The sequence below is a fragment of the Effusibacillus dendaii genome (genome assembly GCF_015097055.1).
Classification (GTDB): Bacteria; Bacillota; Bacilli; order Tumebacillales; family Effusibacillaceae; genus Effusibacillus; species Effusibacillus dendaii.
Map to the genome: position 1 here is coordinate 2,250,001 of NZ_AP023366.1, position 17,064 is coordinate 2,267,064.

A 17,064-nucleotide genomic window follows, 5' to 3' on the forward strand; every position below is an offset into this window, starting at 1 on the left:
GCTTTTCCAAACCGCTTCTCCTACACATCCATTTTGTAACTCCTCATGAGACGCCCCGCAACCCCAACCTGCAAGCAGGTTGGTTTGGGCTTCTCCGCGTTCGCTCGCCGCTACTGACGGAATCACTGTTGTTTTCTTTTCCTCAGGGTACTTAGATGTTTCAGTTCCCCTGGTCTGCCTCCTCGCTGCCTATGGATTCAACAGCGGGTACTGGACCATTACGTCCAGTGGGTTCCCCCATTCGGATATCCCCGGATCTCAGCCTGCGTACGGCTCCCCGAGGCGTTTCGGCGTTCGCTCCGTCCTTCTTCGGCACCTGGCGCCCAGGCATCCTCCGTGTGCCCTTTGTAGCTTAATCATCTACATCGGTTTTACTCGGTATCTTCCCAGCTAATTGTGAATTGTATACTCGCTCCCCAATCTCTTTGGGTCCCCGCCAAAGTATTCGGTGTTGCTCCAACGCTTCACTTCACTTTGGCCGGTAGATGAGTTACCTCGCAATTTTTCGTTTCTCATATTCGCTATCCAGTTTTCAAAGAACAAAATTCAACGGAAGATGTTGATATCACGGTGGCATGTGCGACCGCAACCCTCAAATCTTTCCACCTGAAGAAACTCTTCCTTCTCTCGAAGGCTGTCGTTCCTTCAAAACCAAATCGTGTAGAGAAGCCTGTGTGTTCGTGCTTGTGCTCTTTCGAGCTCCTTAGAAAGGAGGTGATCCAGCCGCACCTTCCGATACGGCTACCTTGTTACGACTTCACCCCAATCATCGATCCCACCTTCGGCGGCTGGCTCCCTTTCAGGTTCCCTCACCGACTTCGGGTGTTACCAACTCTCGTGGTGTGACGGGCGGTGTGTACAAGGCCCGGGAACGTATTCACCGCGGCATGCTGATCCGCGATTACTAGCAATTCCGGCTTCATGCAGGCGAGTTGCAGCCTGCAATCCGAACTACGAACGGTTTTCAGGGTTTCGCTCCAGATCACTCCTTCGCTTCCCGTTGTTCCGCCCATTGTAGCACGTGTGTAGCCCAGGACATAAGGGGCATGATGATTTGACGTCATCCCCGCCTTCCTCCGGTTTGTCACCGGCAGTCACCTGTGAGTGCCCAACTCAATGCTGGCAACACAGATCAAGGGTTGCGCTCGTTGCGGGACTTAACCCAACATCTCACGACACGAGCTGACGACAACCATGCACCACCTGTCTCCGCTGCCCCGAAGGGAAGGTCTATCTCTAAACCGGTCAGCGGGATGTCAAGCCCTGGTAAGGTTCTTCGCGTTGCTTCGAATTAAACCACATGCTCCACTGCTTGTGCGGGCCCCCGTCAATTCCTTTGAGTTTCAGTCTTGCGACCGTACTCCCCAGGCGGAGTGCTTACTGTGTTGACTTCGGCACTGATGGGTGGACCCCACCAACACCTAGCACTCATCGTTTACGGCGTGGACTACCAGGGTATCTAATCCTGTTTGCTCCCCACGCTTTCGCGCCTCAGCGTCAGTTATCGGCCAGCAAGGCGCCTTCGCCACTGGTGTTCCTCCACATCTCTACGCATTTCACCGCTACACGTGGAATTCCCCTTGCCTCTCCGATCCTCAAGCCATCCAGTATCCAGGGCCATCCCGGGGTTGAGCCCCGGGCTTTCACCCCAGACTTAAATGGCCGCCTGCGCGCGCTTTACGCCCAGTAATTCCGGACAACGCTTGCCACCTACGTATTACCGCGGCTGCTGGCACGTAGTTAGCCGTGGCTTCCTCCTTGGGTACCGTCACGCCATGAGCATTCCCTCTCTCAGCCATTCGTCCCCAAAGACAGAGTTTTACAACCCGAAGGCCTTCTTCACTCACGCGGCGTTGCTCCATCAGGCTTGCGCCCATTGTGGAAGATTCCCTACTGCTGCCTCCCGTAGGAGTCTGGGCCGTGTCTCAGTCCCAGTGTGGCCGTTCACCCTCTCAGGTCGGCTACGCATCGTCGCCTTGGTGAGCCGTTACCCCACCAACTAGCTAATGCGCCGCGGGCCCATCTGTCAGTGATGCCGTAGCACCTTTTACAACCCTTAGATGCCTAAAGGCTGATTATCCGGTATTAGCACCCGTTTCCAGGCGTTATCCCAGTCTGTCAGGCAGGTTACCCACGTGTTACTCACCCGTCCGCCGCTGGCTTCCAGAGAGCAAGCTCTCTTTCCGCCCGCGCGACTTGCATGTATTAGGCACGCCGCCAGCGTTCGTCCTGAGCCAGGATCAAACTCTCAATGAACAGTTAGTGCTTCAGCACTTACTGTGAATGGATCCCGTTCCACAGGAATCGGGATTTCCTTAAGAATCAATCTGGCTCCCTACACGATTCAGTTTTCAAAGAACGACTTAGATCACGGATGATCTATCCCGCGTGTTGACATGGATGTCAACGTTCTTAGCGGGGTTTCCTTATCTAATTGTGCTTAGCGTTGCTTGTGCCCCTCGGGTGCTTGTGCCCTTTGGGTACAAAGAACGACTCGTTGTGCTTCCCAAAAGCAGCGACAAACATGATCTTAACAGATTCAAACGCCCAAAACAAGTGGAAGTTTTTATCATTTTTCGTGCCGCTCACTCGCGGCGGCAATTGCTATCTTATCACATTTGACCGTTAGCCGCAACTGGTAAATCCAGTAACCCGATCCATCAAGCCGCCGTTTCACAACGACAAATGATATACTATCACGTTTAAACCACTAATTCAATTAGTTATTCTATACAAACAAATACAAAAAACAGCATCAGATCGGATACTGTTTACCCTATGTCCAAAAAGCTGATATTTACAAACAATCTTATCAGATCCAATAAAAAAGCTGTCCCAGAAGCACGAAATCTGCTTCCGAGACAACCCAAAAATTCATTATCGATCCCGCATCAGAGGGAACAGAAGAACATCCCGTATGGAAGGCTGATCGGTCAACAGCATGACTAAACGATCAATGCCGATCCCTAATCCACCTGTAGGCGGCATTCCATATAAAAGCGCATTGATAAAGTCCTCATCCATTTCATGCGCCTCGTCATTGCCCGCTACGCGTTCCTCCAACTGTTTTTCAAAACGTTCACGCTGATCAATCGGATCATTCAATTCAGTGAACGCATTCGCATGTTCGCGGCCTACGATAAATAGTTCAAACCGGTCCGTAAACCTTGGATCTTGCTTGCTTTGTTTTGCCAGCGGAGAGATTTCGACCGGATGGCCGTAAACAAAAGTCGGCTGAATCAATTTTTCTTCTACAAATGTCTCGAAAAACTCATTTAAAATATGCCCGATCGAATAGTGCGGTTCTACTTTCACTCCATGTTTTGCAGCCAAACCACGCGCTTCCTCAATAGACATGTGCTGCTGAAAATCAACGCCTACCGCTTCTTTTACAAGCTCCACCATTGAAGCCCGCCGCCATTTGGGAGTCAAATCAATTTCTTGCCCCTGATACGCAATCCGTGTGGTTCCCAGCACTTCTTGCGCAATATGTGCGATACAATTTTCCGTCAAATCCATAATGTCCTGAAAATCCGCATATGCCCAATACAGTTCCAGCATCGTAAATTCGGGATTATGTCTTGTGGAAATGCCCTCGTTTCGGTAGACTCGTCCAATCTCATATACCTTTTCCAACCCACCTACTATTAGACGTTTAAGATGCAATTCAATTGCAATCCGCATGTATAATTGCATATCTAACGCATTGTGATGAGTAACAAAGGGCCTTGCTGCAGCACCGCCGGCAACCGCATGCATAGTAGGCGTTTCTACTTCCAGAAAATCGGCATCGTCAAGATATCGTCGCATCGATTGGATAATGCGGGATCGGGCAATAAAAGTGTCCCGAACTTCCGGGTTTACGATTAGGTCAACATACCGCTGTCGATAACGAAGCTCCACATCGGTTAATCCATGGTATTTTTCCGGCAAAGGGTTTAATGCTTTTGTTAAAACGACCAATTCTTTGGCTTTTACAGTAGGTTCACCTGTTTTTGTTTTAAAAACAGTACCCCTGATTCCGATAATGTCGCCCATCTCTAATTCCTGAAAAATAGAAAAGGCATGTTCACCGACCGTATCCTGCCGCACATAGATCTGTACTCGTCCACTCAAATCTTGAATATGGGCAAAAGCGGCCTTTCCCTGTGGACGGAGCAGCATAATCCGACCCGCTAGGGAAACCTCAATAGTTTCGGCTTCTAATTGTTCTTTTGTTTTGTCTTTTGCAAATTCAATGATTTGAGACGCCATATGAGTCCGCTCAAATTTTTCACCGAACGGATCTACGCCGAGCGCATACAAATTTTGCAGCTTCTGCCTGCGAACACGCTGCACCTCACTTAATTCCTGAAAATCCTGTTCTGCCATTCCCTCTACCCCTTACTAAGCTGTTCACTTATTCGTTCGGTTAGCTTTTTTTAATTTCAAGTATTTTGTATTGAATTACACCAGCCGGCACCTGAACATCGATTACCTGGCCCTTTTTCTGACCTAACAAAGCCTGCCCCACGGGAGATTCATTCGATATCTTGTTTTCCAATGGATCCGCTTCTGCCGAACCGACGATGGTGTACTCCACAACATCTCCGAATTCCAAGTCCTTTAACTGAACGGTGGATCCAACACTAACAACATTCGTGTCCACATCGTCTTCAAGAATGACTCGGGCATTACGGAGCATTTTTTCAAGGGTGATAATTCTTCCTTCAATAAATGCCTGTTCATTTTTGGCATCTTCATACTCGGAATTCTCCGAAATATCACCGAATCCAATGGCGGTTTTGATTCGTTCCGCCACTTCCTTCCGCTTGACGGTGCGCAACAAATCCAGCTCTTCTTCCAATTTTTTCAGACCTGTTTGAGTCAATACGACTTCTTTTTCAGACACAACCCGCGCTCCTTACTCCGACCTGCCTAATACGTGTAGAAATAGGCAGAAAGCACTGTCATCCACGTGACAGTGCTTGGTATTTTTTCATTTTTTCATTATACTGGCAAAAAGTACCGACTGTCAACGCTTGCCCTCTCGGCCTGCTGGAACCATTCGATGTGCGGCTGCAGCTGTAGTTGTTCGATCATCTGTAAATATTCGAAACTCGTAAGAGGCCCTTTTTTGCCATGTAACGCCACAAGAAGCGCCTCCATTACGTTCGTCCCAAAACTGCGGCCTTGCAAGTGCGGTGTGGTCGTGACCAGACAGGAAACACCGCGTTCTCTCAGTAATTGTTTGTCTTGTTCCGTGACTGTGTTCGTTAAAACAATTTTTCCTGCAAGCTGATCGGGCAAGTACCGGCGAATAAAGTGAAAATCGCCGGCAATCACGTCCGCTTCCAGATAGTATTTGGAGAAGCGGGAACCTTTAATCGTTTCTTGTTTTTCGCCCGTGGGATACAAGTATCGAATCGGCAGTTTGGTCAAAATCGGCGCCAAAATTCGAGCCGCTCTTTCCAATCCGGCAAGCGACCGTATCGGCACGGAGATCCCTAATCCAAACAACAAATCGCCAAAAACGACTTCGCAATCATTTTCCACCAGCGCCTCCGCCATTCCAAACCGATCAACGCCACTCACCAGCAGAACTTTTTTCCTTCGCAAGCGGATTAACGGATCGTCCGCCAATTGGTGTACCACTACCCGTTCCAGCGTGTCCTTTAAACCACTTCCGTCACAAATTGGGGTTTTGTTGGCAGCGCGGGCAATTTGCTCCGCCTCCCGAAACGTAAACCGTTTTTGGTTCACTACAATATAACGATCGATTCCGCCCATGCCAAACGCATCAACTGAACCGTCAAGCTGACGAATCAATTCAATCAGTTTGGCGCGATCGCCGTCCGTTCCAATCCGCTCAATAGCAACCTGTTCCTGCAAAAAATCGGCTACCACTCGGTGATCTCGGCTTGCCGAACCGAGACTCAAGCTGACTACCCGCTTCATAGGCAGGCCCCCCCAAAATGGATGTTTTCAAAAAGTATGCACAAAAAAAGTTCACCCCAAACCTTGAGGTGAACTACAGAATTTCCATTTTTTAAACGGCTACATTTTTTTGTGTCAGAAAATCCAAATAATCGAGCAGCGTCTTCCGCATGCCGTCCCGTGTTGCCTGTTCATTGATCAAATTGCGCAATTCAGCCGAATTGTACAACCCTTTAATGTACCAGGCAGCATGCTTCCGCATTTCTTTGACTGCGATGAATTCCCCTTTATGCTCGATCAACAGATCCATATGGCGCAGGCAAACACGAATTCGTTCTTCCGCCGATGGTGGTTCAATCTCTTTTCCCGTCTCCAAAAAATGCGCCACTTGCTTAAAAATCCAAGGGTTTCCATGTGCACCCCGGCCAATCATGACCGCATCACAACCGGTCGATTGCAGCATTTCTTGTGCAAGCTGCGGCGTGGTAACGTCTCCATTGCCAATCACCGGTATGGAAACAGCCTCCTTCACCTGGCGAATAATGTCCCAGTCCGCCCGGCCGGTATACAGCTGTCTCGCCGTTCGTCCATGCACGGCAACCGCCTTGGCTCCCGCCTGTTCGGCCGCTTTCGCAACTTGTACCGCATTGATGTTTTGCTCATCCCAGCCTTTGCGAAATTTCACCGTTACTGGCCGGTCAACCGTCTTAACAACCGCTTCAATGATTCGCCCCGCCACTTCAGGATCGCGCGCCAACGCGGCACCTGATCCATTTTTATGAATCTTGGTAGCCGGGCAGCCCATGTTGATATCGATAATATCCGGCTTAAACTCTTGCTGCATCACCAATTCGGCCGCTTTGACCATCGATTCAATATCGCAGCCAACAAGCTGTAGAGAAACCGGGTGTTCCTCAGGCAAGATTCCAAGTTTCAGACGGGTTTTCTCATTTCCATGAACAATCGCCTTGTCCGAAACCATTTCCGCACAGACCAACCCCGCGCCCATTTCTTTTACAAGTTTACGAAACGGTGGATTGCAGACGCCCGCCATCGGTGCCAATACCACCTGATTCTCCATCTCCACTTCGCCAATTTTAAACGCCATACAACCACCTCCAATAGTTCATCTTCATTATGCAATGAAAAGCACAGGCGAATCTGCCTGTGCTGACCAATTTGTAGTATACCACGCTATGTGTCTACGCTCAATACCAATTTCTATACATGGTTTCCTGTCAATTCATCAGTTGAAACACCCAATACATGAGATATCTTCGTCAGTATATCTTGTGAAGGCTCACGCGTTCCGCGTTCAATACCACCGACAATGGCCACCGAAACACCCAGCAAATTGGCTAACTCCTGCTGCGTCAAATGTTTTAACTTTCGGTAGGCGCGCACCCGTTTGCCAAGGGCTTCTCCCATCGCCGTACACCTCCCTTTCCGGATACATCTGCCACCATCTCCCGAACCGTTTTCCCCAGCAACGGATGTACCCAATCAGGCGCCAAATCTTGCAGCGGCAACAGTACAAACGCTCGATCGTGCATGTGTGGATGCGGCAGTATCAAATCATCACTTTGTTCTACTAGTTTACCATAAAAAAGCAGGTCAAGATCAAGTGTTCTCGGTCCCCATTTCAGGTCGCGAACCCGACCGTGTTCCGCTTCAATCTGCAGCAAATTTTTCAATAGGTTGTGCGGTGCAAGATCGGTTTGTACCCGGATCACCATATTCAGAAAATCCGGCTGGTCTTCTATCCCGACCGCTTTCGTCTCATAAACGGGGGACTGTTCCAAAACGCTGATTCCCCGTAGGGAAAGCGAGTGCAAAGCGGACGCTAAATAGGCTTCTCGCTCTCCTAAGTTTGATCCCATGGACACAAAAATCGGGGACGTTGCCGCATCATCCAATTGACTGCCTCGGTCCGTCATAAGGAATCTCCTTTTGAGCGGCAAATTTGAACCGATACCCCTCCCATAATCCCTTCCAGAGGAGGCGTAACTTTCGTAACCGTAACCTGAACCGAATGAACGGCAGAAAGCCGGTTCAAAATACGGGAAGCAATCGTTTCCGCCACCGTTTCAATGAGCCGATACCGTTCAACTTGAGCCGTTTGTTTGACAATCTCGTATATATGAACATAGTTTAATGTATCTTTCAGGTTGTCCGTTTGTCCGGCTCTGGACAATTCAGTTGACAGTTCCAAATCAACCAGAAACTTCTGGCCAAGTTTGCTCTCTTCCTCAAATACCCCGTGATAGGCGTAAAATTCCATTCGATGCAGAATTATTTTATCCAAACGTAATCACCTTATTTCAGGAAGAAATTTCCTTGTTCAGCGTACCAGAGCATCCGTCATTAATGCAACCCTTTTTATCTGCTTTACATCATGCACCCGTACGATATCCGCTCCGTTCGCAATACCTAAGGCAACCGTTGCGGCAGTTCCCTCCATTCGCTCCTCAACGGGCAGCCCCAAACAGTGGCCAATCACCGATTTTCTCGAAGTACCCAACAATACCGGAAACCCCAATCCGCAAAAATCGGCCAAGTGCCGTAATACCAACAGATTGTCCTCGTACGTCTTGCCAAATCCGATGCCCGGATCCAGAATCATCCGCTCTTTTTTCACACCCGCAGCTAGACCCAAAGCCACCGACTCACGCATTTCCCGGATCAAACCGTTCATCACATCCGTCTCAAAAGGCTCTGCCCGGTTGTGCATGACGATAACCGGCACATCCAACTCGGCGCATACACGAGCCATATCCGGATCTATTTTGAATCCCCAAATGTCGTTAACAATATGTGCGCCCGCTTGAACAGCCTCTTTGGCCACCTTTGACTTGTATGTATCAATGGAAATTGGCAATTTGACTTCCTTTGCCAAACGCTCAACCACAGGAATCACTCTGCGCAGTTCTTCCTCTTCATCCACAGGCTGATGGCCTGGACGTGTCGATTCGCCTCCCACATCAAGGATATCGGCCCCGTCCTCCGTCAACCGGTGCGCATGCTCGACAGCAGCCTCCAGATTCATATAACGTCCTCCATCCGAAAAGGAATCAGGCGTAATATTCAAAATCCCCATAATCAGTGTACGTTCCCCCAAAGGGAGTTCAAAGGAACCGCAGACCAGGGACCCTTTCCGCTTATGAGCCGACCGCTCTCCTGCCTGTACCAACACCTCTTCCATTTCCACAGCAAGCCGTTTTAAACCGAAAGGTTGTAGTTTTAGTTTCGGCAGCAACAACTCAAACTGACGCTTTGTGCCCATCAACAGCATCGATGAACGTTCAATCGAAAGAGCCGCCACATCACGATGCACCGCCGCATCGCCGCCGACCGCCAACATTTCCTGTTTCAGCAAATTGGCCGCTTTCAACCCTACATTATCCACTCGAATCACAACAGTTTGCCCTTTTTTAACCATAATATGATTGCCCGTTTCGGTCGATCCGATCTGTCTCATTTCCTGCAGCAGATGTTGTTCCGATTCGATATGTACCAAATAAGGATTAAATTCCATTACGTATTCCCCCATGAATCGTTTGCTGACACACTGATTTGAATAATTAAGTTCAATCATATTCGTTTCACCAAATAGTTTCAATCACTGAAAAAACCGCGAATGCCAATGGCACTCGCGGTTTGCTGCTGTTAATAGTAACAGCCTATTACTCAAACTGGAACAAAGGAGTGGACAGATATCTTTCACCCGTCGACGGAGCGACAGTCACGACACGTTTGCCAGCACCCAGTTTTTTAGCCACCTGCAGCGCGGCATAAATGTTGGCGCCGGATGAGATCCCCACCAACACGCCCTCTTCTTTCGCCACTTTGCGCGCATATTCAAAAGCAATTTCGTTTTCGACAGTTATGACCTGATCAATGACTTCACGATTTAAAATTTCAGGAACAAAGCCAGCGCCAATTCCCTGAATCTTGTGGGGGCCTGGCTGCCCGCCGGACAATACGGGGGAAGCAGTCGGTTCAACAGCAACCACTTGTACATGCGACCCGATCTGTTGTTTCAACACTTCGCCCACACCTGTGATCGTCCCGCCTGTCCCAACACCTGCTACAAACGCGTCGACTTTCCCATCCATCGCCGTAATAATTTCACGCGCCGTTGTTTCCCGATGAATTTTCGGATTGGCCGGGTTTTTAAATTGCTGCGGAATAAAATAGGACGGATTCTCGGCTTTTAATTGTTCCGCTTTGGCAATTGCACCTTTCATGCCCTCCGCTCCCGGTGTCAAAACCAACTCTGCACCATATGCGCGAAGCAGATTTCGCCGCTCTACAGACATTGTGTCAGGCATAATCAGAATGGCCCGGTAACCTTTTGCCGCCGCCATCATAGCCAAGCCGATGCCCGTATTGCCCGAAGTCGGTTCCACAATCGTGTCACCCGGTTTAATCCATCCCTCTTTTTCCGCCTCTTCTATCATCGAAAGCGCGATCCGATCTTTTACAGAGCCGCCCGGGTTGAAAGATTCCAGTTTCAGGTAGATCTCCGCGTCATTCGGTCCAGCTACTTTGTTCAATTTTACGATGGGGGTATTGCCGATCAGTTCCGCAATCGAATTCGCAATTTTCATTTTGGGTTCCTCCATTTCCGATTAAACTAATTGGTTTTATCAAATTTTACTACTTTTCTTTTATGCGGTCAATTAATGTCATCAAGTGTTCATCCGAGAAATAATATTTTTCTTTACAAAAGGAACACTCCACTTCCGCGCCCTGATCTTCGTCAATCATTGACTGCAACTCGCCTTCACCTAACGAAATTAAAACTTTTTCCAACCGCTCATGGCTGCAGGTGCACTGAAAACGTACAGGCTCCCGTTCCAAAAATTTGACCGGGCCCGGAATCAGATTTTCCAAAATTTGTTCCGGTGTTGCTCCTTCCGACAATAACGATGTAACGCCAGGGACTTTCGAGAGCTGCTCTTCGATATAACTGACGTCTTCCCCTGAAACACCCGGCAGCAGCTGCAAAATAAAACCGCCTGCCACTTTTACCGTATAATCGCGATCTACCAACACACCCACTCCCACAACAGAGGGAGTCTGTTCGCTTTGTGAAAAATAATAGGCGAAATCCTCTCCCAGTTCCCCCGAGATGATTTCCACAGAACCTTGATAGGGATTCTTCAATCCCATATCCTTAATCACGTTTAGAAAGCCGTTTGTACCCACCGCTCCCGCCACGTCCAACTTCCCGATCAAATTTAAGGGCAGGTCTACATGAGGATTGCTGGCGTAGGCCCTGACTTCCCCTCTGGCATTCGCGTCGACAATGATCTGTCCGATTGGTCCGCCTCCTTTAATTTGAATCGTTAACCGGTTATCTCCTTTTAGCATTAGCCCCATAACAGCCCCGACGGTAGCCGCCCGGCCCATCGCCGCTGTTGCAACCGGAGTGGCTTGATGACGTTGCCTTAATTCCTCCACCAGTTGAGTAGTCACTGCGCCAAATGCACGAATCCGTCCCTCCAACGCGGTGGCACGGACAATATAATCATTCATACTGACCTCCTGCTGTTCTCAATTCTTAGTATATGGTAGCATTTTCTTAATCCGGAAAGAAGTATACAGACACAACCTGTACAGGAGGAGAAAAATGGCCTCGCGAAATTGTATTCTGCATGTCGATATGGACGCTTTCTTTGCAGCTGTTGAACAAAGAGACAATCCGTCCTTGCAAGGGAAGCCTGTTATTATTGGGGGACTCGGCGCAAGGGGTGTCGTCTCGACTGCATCCTATGAAGCAAGAAGTTTCGGAGTACATTCCGCCATGCCGATGTCGGAGGCAAAACGCCGCTGCCCAAAGGGCATCTATTTACCGGTCAACGGTCAAAAATACAGATCGGTTTCACGTCAGGTATTCGCCATTTTTCACCGTTACACACCGCTCGTGGAAGGATTATCGATTGACGAAGCGTTTCTCGATGTAACCGGCTGCGAAACACTGTTTGGACCCGCTGAAACAATCGCTTTGCAAATCAAGAATGAAATTAGACAGGAAACAGGACTTACTGCATCGGTTGGCCTTTCTTACTGTAAATTTCTCGCCAAGCTGGCATCTGATTTGAATAAACCAGATGGTTTTACGATCATCAGAGAAGAAGACATCCAGAACCTTGTACACCCTTTACCAATCTCAAAGCTTTGGGGCGTAGGGGAAAAGGCGGCCGCTCAACTGAATCGATTGGGTATCCGTACGATCGGCGACGCCGCCGCCATGGATTTGGCAAAAATGCGCCGTACGATCGGTCATCTGGCTGATCATATCTTCCAGTTGTCGCAAGGGATCGATCCCCGCCCCGTCGAGCCTTATCATGAACGAAAATCAATCGGGCAGGAAGTTACCTTTTCAGAAGATGTGACAGATATAGAATTTCTGCATACAAGCTTGCTTGAGCAGGCAGAAACGGTGGCACGGGAGCTTCGTCAATCACACATGGAAGCGAAAACCATCACCTTAAAACTGCGTTACGCGTCCTTTCAAACGACTACCAAAAGCCATACTTGGACGGAACCCACCCAATCAGGCAGTAAAATTTACCAGGCTGCAAAACAACTTTTGCAAAAATGCGGATTGCGTCCTACAGACAGAATACGCCTGATCGGCATTTCAACCAGCAGTCTAATCGCTGAACGTGGCCATGTACAGGCCAATCTGTTTGATCAAGCCCCCGACAAAAACCATCATCTGCAAGAGACCGTGGACCGTTTAAAAGACAAATTTGGTGAAACAGTCATCACCCGGGCCCGTTTAGTAAAGAAACATTTTGCCGACGCCCCTTCAGAAAGAAGGAATGAAGAGTAGAGAAGGCTTTCTTGACAGCCTTAAAAAAAGAACAGAGCTGAAAACAAGTCTGTTCCCGCTCTATCTTCGTGTGTCGGTAGGTTACCGATTTCGTTCCCAAATCAGTCGAAGCCCTTTTAAAGTAAGAAAAGGATCAACTTCCTGAATCGTATAGGAATCTGTCGCAATCAGCTTGGCAAACCCGCCAGTGGCAATCACCGTAAAAGGGAGATTAAGCTCTTCCTTAATGCGGTGTACAATTCCATCTACCTGTCCAATAAACCCGTAATAAACACCTGATTGAATATTGGTAACCGTATTTCGTCCAACCACCAAAGAAGGACGCACTACTTCAATCCGTGGCAGTTTAGCGGCTCTTTGAAAAAGAGCTTCCGTGGAGATTCCGATACCCGGCGCAATCGGTCCCCCAAGATATTGTCCTTTTTCATTTAAAACACAGAAGGTCGTAGCGGTACCAAAATCCACGACGATTAACGGAGGACCATATGTTTCCAGAGCGGCGACTGCATTCACAATCCGATCAGCCCCCACTTCCCGCGGGTTCTCCAGGGAAATGTTCAGTCCTGTTTTAATTCCAGGCCCGATCACCAACGGCTTGATTCCGAAATATTTGTCACACATCCGTTCCAATGCAAACATGAGCGGTGGAACTACAGATGAAATAACAATCGCGTCAATATCCGTAAACTTTAGTCCTCTGTCCGTAAACAAGCTTTTTACAAAGATGCCCAGTTCATCCTCTGTTCTGTCTCGAACTGTAGCAATGCGCCAATGGTGCTCCAATTGATCCCCATTGTATACCCCTAACACGATATTCGTGTTTCCCACATCAATTACAAAAATCAACGTGACCCCCCCTGATTCAAACCCGTACGTCAGCTTTTCTCATCACTTGTTTCACCGGTGCGAAGTTCCAACGTAATATCTAAATGCCGCACAGAAGTGGTAATCAGGCTGACTGTTATATAATCCACACCCGTTTTCGCAACATCTACCACGTTCTCTTCTGTGACATCTCCAGAAACCTCGGTAATGGCCCTTCCCCCGATTAGATCGACCGCTTCCCTGATCGTTTCCAAACTCATGTTGCTTAACAAAATAATATCCGCTTTCACTTCGAGCGCTTCTTCTATTTTCTGCATCGAATCGGCTTCTACGGCAATTTTCGTTGTATGAGGAATCTGATGCCGGGCCGACATAATGGCCTGTTTAATGCCACCGGCAATTTGAATATGGTTGTTTTTGATAAAGACGGCGTCATACAATCCGAAACGGTGATTTCTGCCGCCGCCAATTGTAACGGCATACTTTTCCAACAGTCGAAAACCCGGTGTTGTTTTGCGGGTATCTGTTATTTTTGCATTGTAATAACGAACCAGTTCTACAAACCGTGCGGTTCTTGTAGCAACTGCCGACATTCGCTGAACAAAGTTAAGTGCGACTCGTTCACTCGTTAGCATGGAGCGGGCCGAACCCTCTATTTCCAAGATAGCTTGTCCGGATGCGATTGCGTCTCCGTCTTTCGCCAAGGCGTTTAATCGAAGATCCGGGTCAAGCGTTTTAAAAACCTGTTCGGCAACGGGCAACCCGGCAAGTATCCCTGGTTCCTTCATGACCAATACTGCATTTGCTTGTTTATCTGCCGCCACAATACTGTTTGTTGTAATGTCGCTAAATCCGATATCTTCTTGCAAGGCTCGTAAAATAATCGGCTGAATCACCCGAAGGTCCAGTTTCACACGCGACACCCCGTGTTTTGAGTTTTTTCAGACAGCTTCCAGAAAAGCACCCGGTTCCCCGGGTGCTTTCATTACCACCAATTTTTTATTCTCCTCGAAAATCAAGATTCCTGCTGAGAATCATTTTTCGCATCTGAATTTTCCTGTCCCTGATCGGGTAGCGTCTCACCTTTCATTAACGCCTCAATCTGGGCTTTATCAATCGTTTCTTTTTCAAGCAAGGTTTTCGCCAACAGTTCCAACTTGTCTCGATGCTTGGTCAATACTTGTTCCGTACGTTTGTAACATTCATCAATCATCGCACGCATTTCTTTGTCAATTTCATATGCGATCGCATCGCTGTAGTTCTGTTCGGACGAAATATCTTTCCCCAAGAAAACCTGGCCTTGACGGTGTCCGAATTGGAGCGGTCCCAACTTGTCGCTCATACCGAATTCAGTAATCATACGGCGGATAACGCCAGTTGCCCTTTCCAAATCGTTGTGAGCTCCCGTAGAGATTTCCCCTAACACCAATTGCTCTGCCACACGGCCGCCCAGCAATCCACAAACCTTATCAAGCATTTCCCCTTTGGTGGCAAACCAACGATCTTCCTTTGGCAACATAACGGTGTATCCACCCGCCATGCCGCGCGGAATAATCGTCACTTTATGGACTTCATCGGCGCCTTCCAAGAAATAACCCACTACCGCGTGGCCAGACTCGTGGTACGCCACCAATCGCCGTTCCTTTTCCGAAACGACTCTCGATTTCTTTTCCGGACCGGCAATCACGCGATCAATCGCTTCATCCACTTCAGGCATGTCGATTTCTTTTTTATTCCGTCTGGCTGCCAACAAGGCTGCCTCATTCAGCAGATTTTCCAGATCAGCTCCTGTAAATCCGGGCGTCATTTTTGCAATATTGTCAAGATTTACTTCAGCTGATAATGGCTTATTGCGCGCATGCACTTGCAAAATCTCTTTGCGCCCCCTTACATCTGGGCGATCAACCGTAATTTGTCTGTCAAACCGTCCCGGTCGAAGCAGCGCAGGGTCGAGAATGTCTGGGCGGTTTGTAGCCGCTATAATGATAATGCCCTCGTTTGCCCCAAATCCATCCATCTCTACAAGCAACTGGTTTAGAGTCTGCTCCCGTTCATCGTGTCCGCCGCCAAGACCGGCCCCCCGATGACGCCCCACCGCATCAATCTCATCAATAAAAATGATACAAGGCGCGTTTTTCTTCGCTTGCTCAAACAAATCCCGCACACGGGACGCACCAACACCTACAAACATTTCCACGAAGTCAGAACCGGAGATCGAGAAAAAAGGAACTCCCGCCTCACCGGCAACCGCCCTCGCCAGCAGTGTTTTACCAGTTCCCGGCGGTCCAACCAACAAAACGCCTTTCGGAATACGGGCGCCAAGTGCGGCAAATTTGCGAGGGTCTTTCAGAAACTCTACCACTTCCACCAGTTCGTTCTTTTCTTCGTCAGCACCGGCCACGTCATTAAACGTCACCTTTTTCTTTTCTTCCGTGTAGAGCTTCGCCCTGCTCTTGCCGAAATTCATTACTTTTGAACCGCCGCCTTGGGCCTGATTCAAAAGGAAGAAGAACAGGACAAACATTATGATAAACGGCAAAATTCCCGTAAAGATTGTAATCCATACGGAATCCCGAGGCGGAGCGTTGATGACTACCTTCGCTTTTGAATTCATCAACGTTTCCGTGAATACTTCGCTTACGAGCGCACGGGACGTCCATTTCGTGCCATCATTCAACGTAACATTCAATTGAAGAGTAAGCCCATCAGGCGTAACATCAATTGATTGCACATTGTCTTTCTGCAGCTCTTGAACCACATTGTTGAAAGGTTGCTCTGTCGTTCCCTGATTGCCTGTCGTCACAAAACTGACAATTCCTACAATCAGAAGAAAAATGATCAGATAAAATCCGAGATTTCGGAAAACCCTGTTCATCCCTTACCTCCTCTCGGTCACCGAAACTGTAGGGTAGCGACCTGACTCGTTTTTTTCAATTTGCTTAACTGTAAATCTCGGGCTTTAAAATTCCAACAAAAGGAAGATTTCGGTATTTTTCCGAATAATCAAGCCCATATCCGACTATGAATGCATTCGGTACCTGAAAACCGGAGTAGTCGGGGATAATCTCAATTTTACGACCGCTGGGTTTATCAAATAATGTGACGATACGAACAGAGGATGCGTTACGCCTTAACAAGGAATCACGCAAATAAGACAACGTAAGCCCCGTATCCACAATATCCTCCACGATAATCACATGTCTATTCTCCAATCCGGTCTCCAGATCCTTCATGATTCGGACTACGCCTGAAGATTGGGTGGAGGCCCCATAACTGGAAATAGCCATAAAATCCATTTCGATCGGAATCGAGATGTTTCTTACCAAATCCGCCATAAATAAAGATGCGCCTTTTAGCACACAAACAACGAGTGGGTTTTTATCCCGGTAATCATCGGAAATTTGCATCCCCAGTTCGGCGACTTTGCTTTGAATTTGCTCCGGGGTGAACATGATTTCTTCTATATCGTCGCGCATTGC

General features: G+C 48.4%; 15 protein-coding genes and 2 rRNA genes (1 of these 17 only partly in view). 1 reads left to right on the forward strand and 16 read right to left on the reverse strand.

All coding sequences use genetic code 11. The annotated features are described in order from the left end of the window. From skT53_RS12125 to hslO, 12 genes are all read right to left on the reverse strand, one after another. Positions 1-358: ribosomal RNA gene (locus tag skT53_RS12125) — 23S ribosomal RNA — on the reverse strand (it extends 2,576 nt beyond the left edge of the window). A gap of 349 nt (positions 359-707) precedes the next feature. Continuing rightward, positions 708-2,256, reverse strand: a 16S ribosomal RNA gene (locus skT53_RS12130). Together the 16S and 23S rRNA genes form the textbook arrangement of a ribosomal RNA operon. 621 nt (positions 2,257-2,877) lie before the next feature. Next, entirely contained in the window at positions 2,878-4,371 is a 1,494-nt protein-coding gene (gene lysS, locus skT53_RS12135) for a lysine--tRNA ligase (RefSeq protein ID WP_200757286.1), read from the reverse strand. Between the two features lie 40 nt (positions 4,372-4,411). After that, positions 4,412-4,891, reverse strand: a complete 480-nt coding sequence (gene greA, locus skT53_RS12140) for a transcription elongation factor GreA (protein WP_200757287.1) — start codon at positions 4,889-4,891, stop codon at positions 4,412-4,414. Between the two features lie 98 nt (positions 4,892-4,989). Further along, positions 4,990-5,937 (reverse strand): quinate 5-dehydrogenase, encoded by a 948-nt coding sequence (locus skT53_RS12145; protein ID WP_200757289.1) that lies wholly within the window; start codon positions 5,935-5,937, stop codon positions 4,990-4,992. Between the two features lie 91 nt (positions 5,938-6,028). Next, positions 6,029-7,024, reverse strand: a complete 996-nt coding sequence (gene dusB / locus skT53_RS12150; RefSeq protein WP_200757291.1) for a tRNA dihydrouridine synthase DusB — start codon at positions 7,022-7,024, stop codon at positions 6,029-6,031. Positions 7,025-7,137: 113 nt separating this feature from the next. Continuing rightward, positions 7,138-7,344, reverse strand: a complete 207-nt coding sequence (locus tag skT53_RS12155; protein ID WP_200757293.1) for a helix-turn-helix domain-containing protein — start codon at positions 7,342-7,344, stop codon at positions 7,138-7,140. Further along, complete coding sequence (gene folK, locus skT53_RS12160) at positions 7,299-7,853, reverse strand: 2-amino-4-hydroxy-6-hydroxymethyldihydropteridine diphosphokinase (RefSeq protein ID WP_200757295.1); 555 nt, start codon at positions 7,851-7,853, stop codon at positions 7,299-7,301. Before folK ends, skT53_RS12155 begins: the two co-directional genes overlap by 46 nt. Beyond that, the gene (gene folB, locus skT53_RS12165; protein WP_200757297.1) at positions 7,850-8,221 is read right to left on the reverse strand and encodes a dihydroneopterin aldolase; all 372 of its coding nucleotides are present in this window, start codon (positions 8,219-8,221) and stop codon (positions 7,850-7,852) included. The genes folK and folB overlap by 4 nt, the downstream gene beginning before the upstream one ends. A gap of 36 nt (positions 8,222-8,257) precedes the next feature. Beyond that, positions 8,258-9,451 carry a dihydropteroate synthase gene (gene folP / locus skT53_RS12170; RefSeq protein WP_200757299.1) on the reverse strand — a complete coding sequence of 398 codons (1,194 nt, stop codon included), beginning with the start codon at positions 9,449-9,451 and terminating at the stop codon, positions 8,258-8,260. A gap of 148 nt (positions 9,452-9,599) precedes the next feature. Continuing rightward, on the reverse strand, positions 9,600-10,526 hold the full coding sequence (cysK, locus tag skT53_RS12175; protein ID WP_200757301.1) for a cysteine synthase A: 927 nt from the start codon (positions 10,524-10,526) through the stop codon (positions 9,600-9,602). 49 nt (positions 10,527-10,575) lie between these two features. Beyond that, the gene (hslO, locus tag skT53_RS12180) at positions 10,576-11,457 is read right to left on the reverse strand and encodes an Hsp33 family molecular chaperone HslO (RefSeq protein ID WP_200757303.1); all 882 of its coding nucleotides are present in this window, start codon (positions 11,455-11,457) and stop codon (positions 10,576-10,578) included. 94 nt (positions 11,458-11,551) lie between these two features. On the opposite strand from hslO, the gene skT53_RS12185 reads away from it, so the two are divergent. Continuing rightward, positions 11,552-12,760: a DNA polymerase IV gene (locus tag skT53_RS12185; protein WP_200757305.1), complete on the forward strand. Its 1,209-nt coding sequence runs from the start codon at positions 11,552-11,554 to the stop codon at positions 12,758-12,760. An 81-nt stretch (positions 12,761-12,841) separates the two neighbouring features. Here skT53_RS12185 and skT53_RS12190 read toward each other — a convergent pair whose 3' ends face one another. The 4 genes from skT53_RS12190 to hpt form a co-directional block, all read right to left on the reverse strand. After that, positions 12,842-13,606 carry a type III pantothenate kinase gene (locus tag skT53_RS12190; protein WP_200757307.1) on the reverse strand — a complete coding sequence of 255 codons (765 nt, stop codon included), beginning with the start codon at positions 13,604-13,606 and terminating at the stop codon, positions 12,842-12,844. Positions 13,607-13,635: 29 nt separating this feature from the next. Continuing rightward, positions 13,636-14,499 carry a carboxylating nicotinate-nucleotide diphosphorylase gene (gene nadC, locus skT53_RS12195; protein WP_200757309.1) on the reverse strand — a complete coding sequence of 288 codons (864 nt, stop codon included), beginning with the start codon at positions 14,497-14,499 and terminating at the stop codon, positions 13,636-13,638. A 101-nt stretch (positions 14,500-14,600) separates the two neighbouring features. After that, on the reverse strand, positions 14,601-16,460 hold the full coding sequence (ftsH, locus tag skT53_RS12200; protein WP_200757314.1) for an ATP-dependent zinc metalloprotease FtsH: 1,860 nt from the start codon (positions 16,458-16,460) through the stop codon (positions 14,601-14,603). A gap of 64 nt (positions 16,461-16,524) precedes the next feature. After that, complete coding sequence (gene hpt / locus skT53_RS12205) at positions 16,525-17,061, reverse strand: hypoxanthine phosphoribosyltransferase (RefSeq protein WP_200757316.1); 537 nt, start codon at positions 17,059-17,061, stop codon at positions 16,525-16,527. Positions 17,062-17,064: the final 3 nt, after the last annotated feature.

Coding starts and splice junctions, on each gene's coding strand:
- lysS (WP_200757286.1), bottom strand. CDS start 4,371: ATGGCAGAACAGGATTTTCAGGAATTAAGTGAGGTGCAGCGTGTTCGC.
- skT53_RS12145 (WP_200757289.1), bottom strand. CDS start 5,937: ATGAAGCGGGTAGTCAGCTTGAGTCTCGGTTCGGCAAGCCGAGATCAC.
- dusB (WP_200757291.1), bottom strand. CDS start 7,024: ATGGCGTTTAAAATTGGCGAAGTGGAGATGGAGAATCAGGTGGTATTG.
- skT53_RS12155 (WP_200757293.1), bottom strand. CDS start 7,344: ATGGGAGAAGCCCTTGGCAAACGGGTGCGCGCCTACCGAAAGTTAAAA.
- folK (WP_200757295.1), bottom strand. CDS start 7,853: ATGACGGACCGAGGCAGTCAATTGGATGATGCGGCAACGTCCCCGATT.
- folP (WP_200757299.1), bottom strand. CDS start 9,451: ATGGAATTTAATCCTTATTTGGTACATATCGAATCGGAACAACATCTG.
- cysK (WP_200757301.1), bottom strand. CDS start 10,526: ATGAAAATTGCGAATTCGATTGCGGAACTGATCGGCAATACCCCCATC.
- hslO (WP_200757303.1), bottom strand. CDS start 11,457: ATGAATGATTATATTGTCCGTGCCACCGCGTTGGAGGGACGGATTCGT.
- skT53_RS12185 (WP_200757305.1), top strand. CDS start 11,552: ATGGCCTCGCGAAATTGTATTCTGCATGTCGATATGGACGCTTTCTTT.
- ftsH (WP_200757314.1), bottom strand. CDS start 16,460: ATGAACAGGGTTTTCCGAAATCTCGGATTTTATCTGATCATTTTTCTT.
- hpt (WP_200757316.1), bottom strand. CDS start 17,061: ATGCGCGACGATATAGAAGAAATCATGTTCACCCCGGAGCAAATTCAA.